The 4094-nt window shown below is 54.6% G+C and carries 3 protein-coding genes; all 3 read right to left on the bottom strand.

Annotated features, from left to right (window positions below):
* A partial coding sequence (locus tag QNK41_RS20245; RefSeq protein ID WP_319260808.1) for a CoA-transferase occupies positions 1 to 273 on the bottom strand: 273 nt, incomplete at its 3' end.
* A gap of 362 nt (positions 274 to 635) precedes the next feature.
* Complete coding sequence (locus tag QNK41_RS20240) at positions 636 to 1613, bottom strand: CoA transferase subunit A (RefSeq protein WP_319260806.1); 978 nt, start codon at positions 1611 to 1613, stop codon at positions 636 to 638.
* Positions 1614 to 1949: 336 nt separating this feature from the next.
* On the bottom strand, positions 1950 to 3701 hold the full coding sequence (locus tag QNK41_RS20235; RefSeq protein ID WP_319260804.1) for an aldehyde ferredoxin oxidoreductase family protein: 1752 nt from the start codon (positions 3699 to 3701) through the stop codon (positions 1950 to 1952).
* Positions 3702 to 4094 lie beyond the last annotated feature (393 nt).

The following is a 4094-nucleotide window of genomic DNA, read 5'->3' as shown; positions in this document are numbered from 1 at the left end:
CATGGTGGCGAAGGCATCGGCCAGGCTGCCGTTGACCGACGTGGCGAACATCACCCGGGGATCGCCCACGGCCAGGGGGACCTCTTCCAGTTGGGAGTCGATGGCCCCGGTTTCGAAAAAGATCACGCTGTTTGGGGCACTAATATGCTTGGCCGCCATGGCGGCCAGCATGGAAATGCCCGTGCCGCAAAACACGATATCGCCATCGCGGATTTCCCTGGCGGCGGCGACGGCCATCATCTCTCTGCTGGTATACTCAGTTTCAGTGGACATGGTTCGCTTTCTCTATATCGGTTGTCGATCTTGGGATGGTATTTTAAGTTAAATCTCAGGTTATGCCTGAGCGACCCTAACCGATTCTATAGTTACGGCACGCAATATTATTTTTCCTTGTGGCAACCTGGAACATTTTTTTGAACATCCAACATCGAATACTTTATTCGACGTTCGCTGTCCTTAAATTTTTAACGGTTTCTCTAATGCATGAGGCCGTGTCTATTTGGAAGTGGTAGATTTTGGTCCAGGGCAAGGCCGCAACGAGCCGGAAACCGCAGGCGGTGCAGCGCACCGTTGAGGATTTCCGGGGAGCGAGAACGTAGGCCTGGGCCGAAAGATGCCGCTTCCGGATGGACACGTCAGCGGCGGTCGAGCCCTACGGCATACCCCGTACGCGGATCGGCCTTGATTTTCTCCAACTGCCCTGGATCGATTCGGGTCATCATTTCCTCATGGTCCTTTGACGAAAAGATCTCCGTTTCCAGGTACGCCTGATAGCGTGCATCGTCCAGAGCTGCCTGCCGGTACTCGTGCAGGCGGGTGGGGTCGTAGTCATAGTGATGATAACAGGCCGTGGGCCAGGCCCCCATGGGCAGGTGCACAACGGCATCCACGCAGAAGAACGGAATCTGGTTCTGGTCCGGCGCTTCGCGCAGCCGGTCGTCCTCGACAAAAGTTTCACAGGTAACGATGAGATGCCTGGCCGCCTTGGCCTGCTCCACATCGGCAAAGGGCAGGCCGTTGATGCGGGCGGTTCCCTGGCGGTCGGCGGCCTGTACGTGAATAATGGTGACATCCGGGTTGATGGCCGGTACCAGCACCACCCGGTCGGTATCGCACCAGCCGGCAAAAGGGTTGTCCATGACGGCCAGTTTGCGATCGGGAACCCGTGGATCCGCCTGACGTGCCGTTTCCGAAAAACCCCACCGGTTGACGATGTCCGATCCCAGCGAGGAACGCGTCGGCAGAAACGGTACGCCCATGGCGCCGGCCATGAAACGCAGGGTCATCTGGTAGTTGGTGTAGTCCTCGACCGGCAATTGCCCGGACTCGACCGCTTTGCGAAAACGGATGCAGGTGGACGCGAACCGCCCGCTGCCGGCATAGGCGATCTCGAGCTGGTTGACGCAACCGGCCCCGATCAGTTCATCGACCCCCTGGCCATTGGAATGGGCGTAGAGATGCAGGTGGACTTTTTTCTGGCGGATGATTTCATACACCGCCGCCATGGGATTCCGATTGATGGTAAATCCGCCAATTGAGAGGTGGGCGCCGTCGGGGACGAATCGGGAAACAGCATCCGTCAGGGACATCTGCTTGTCACTATTTACATTCATGAATATGTTTTCCCCTTGAAAAATAAATGGCAATCAACTGTTGGTTTTTGCCCTTTTTTTGACATTTGGATACCAAAGTCATTGACTTAAGCCTTTGGTGGTCTAAAAACGGCCCTTTCGGGGTCGACATCGCTATCGCTACCGGGATCGAAATCAGCGCCATGGCCGTGTTTGTCGATTTCGATAGCGATGGATTCTCCCAATATGAAAACTTTTTAAGTTAACGACATTGATTTGGATACTATAATTTTGAATTCATTTGAGATTTGGTGCATACAAGCTGTCGTTTCCGGTACATCCGGGTTAGATATTGGATAAAATTGTCGTCTTCGGCAGTTAATCCTGAAGTTGCCCCGTGTCGAGCCATCCTCTCAGGCGGTAGTAGTCGTCAATCAACCGTTTTAAATCCGATTCGGTGATCCGACGGCCATCCGGTAGGGCTTCGTTGAGCAGCCGCTTGGGCAGCCAGTCGTCTATCCTGCGCATGCCTTCTCTCAAGTTAAACCGACGGGCGCTGTCGGTAACCCGTGCCGCCAGGGCTTGAAGGTCCGATTTCTGCATATCCTCACCGGTGGTCAGAGCCATCATTTTGCCGATTTCTTCCCAGGGGTAAAGATCGCGGTAGAACCGGCAGACGATCAGGGTGTCAAAAAGCGTGCAGCGGTCCTCGAAGTCGACGAACATGGCGGCTTTGTCTTCTATCTGGTCGGGATCGATCAAGCCGGCCAGCTCCGGTTTGTAAAAGGTCGTCCGCAAGTGGCAGGCACCCCGGTCGGCGACGGCGTAGGCCAAGCCCATGCCCTTGAGTGCCCGGGGATCGTATCCAGAGGGTTCCAGCCCCTTGACGTGAACGGCCAGATCTTCCAGTCCCAACTCCTCGCTGGCCGGACGAATTCCTTCGGCCAGTAGGCCGCCCACACCCTGACGCAGAACGATCTTTTTCAGCAGGTCGGCGATCTGATCGGGCTGGTTGTAATCGATCTCCAGATCGATCTTTCCCCGTCGCCGGGCTTCGATGGCAAAGGCGGCCAGGTTGCCCGCACTCATGGTGTCCAGCCCCAGGCGGTCGCACAGATCGTTGAGGTAGACGATCTCCTCGATCTGATCGATCATGCACAGGCCCCCGAAGGCATAAATGGTTTCATACTCCGGCCCTTCCAGTTTCAAGCCCTGATGGCGTCCCTGCTGGACCTGAACCGATTTGCCGCAGGCCAGAAAACAGGTTCGGCAGGCCTTGGGTTTGGGCTGGCAGCGATCCTTGATGCTCTGGGCGTTGATATTCTCAACCTGCTCTACCGACCCCTGGGACCAGTAGCGGCTGGGAAATCCCCCGGCCTTGTTGAGGATGTCCACCATCATGGGTGTACCGTTATTGCGGTACGCCTGGGTGACGGCATGGTCCTTGTACAGGGCGAGCTTCTCCTTGGCGTAGGCTTTAAGTCCCTGCGCATCGGCAAAGGGGCGCTTGCGGCTACCGTGGAAAACGACCGCCTTGATCTTTTTGGAACCCAGTACCGCACCCATCCCCGTGCGCCCGCATACCCGCCAGCCGTCATTTTTTACAATGGCAAAGCGCACACAGTTTTCACCGGCCGGGCCGATCACCAGAATGCCCGGTGACTTGGCTGCCACCCGTTTGCACAACACCGCCTCGGTCTCGAACGTGTCCAGCCCCCACAGATCGTCCGCCTCGTGAAAAAAAACGCCCTGGTCGCTGATCTCCAGCCACAGCGGGTGGTCCGACGCCCCTTTGATCAGAAAGGCATCGAAACCGGCCCGGCTCATGGCGATGGCCGCACTCCCGCCGGCATAGGATTCGCTGTAAAGGCCGGTCAGTGGAGATTTGGCGAACATGCCATGGCGGCATGACCCGTGGATGGGGCTGTCAGTGGCCGGTCCCAGGGCCAAGATCAGGTGGTTGTCGGGAGAAAAAGGGTCTACACCTACCGGGTTGCGATCCAGCAGCAGTTGGGTTCCCAGTCCCTTGCCGCCCATGCAGGCGCTGAGCAATGCGTCGCTCAGCATCTCCGTCTCGCAGGATTGATTGCTTACATCGACTGTCAGTGCCTGTTGAAAATAACCATGCATAATTTTATATCCTCTGGCACCTTTTTAAAAAATATAGAGATTTGTAATTCGTTCGCGCTTGTCCGTTCCCGTCTAAAAATACCAAACCACAATTAACAAATATCAAATAAATTCAAAATCTCAAAACCCAAAAAAACAAATGGTTGAATGGTATTTTTATTTTTCCAAAATTGATGATTGGAATGTCATTTCTTTAAGATCATCAGGTTTGGAAGTTTAAATTTATGGTCATTGTGATTTATTTGTCATTTGTTTTTTGGCTATTGTAATTTGTTTTTTTTGACCTTGATACGAATCCCAAAATCAGGTGCGCGAGACCGCCTCTAAACTTTCCTCGAGTATCGATAGTCCCCTGTCCAGCTGTTTATCGGTGATGACCAGCGGCATCAGGGT

The sequence above is a fragment of the Desulfosarcina sp. genome (genome assembly GCF_033791525.1).
In the GTDB taxonomy this organism is placed as follows: domain Bacteria; phylum Desulfobacterota; class Desulfobacteria; order Desulfobacterales; family Desulfosarcinaceae; genus Desulfosarcina.
This window is presented reverse-complemented; position numbering and strand designations above follow the sequence as displayed.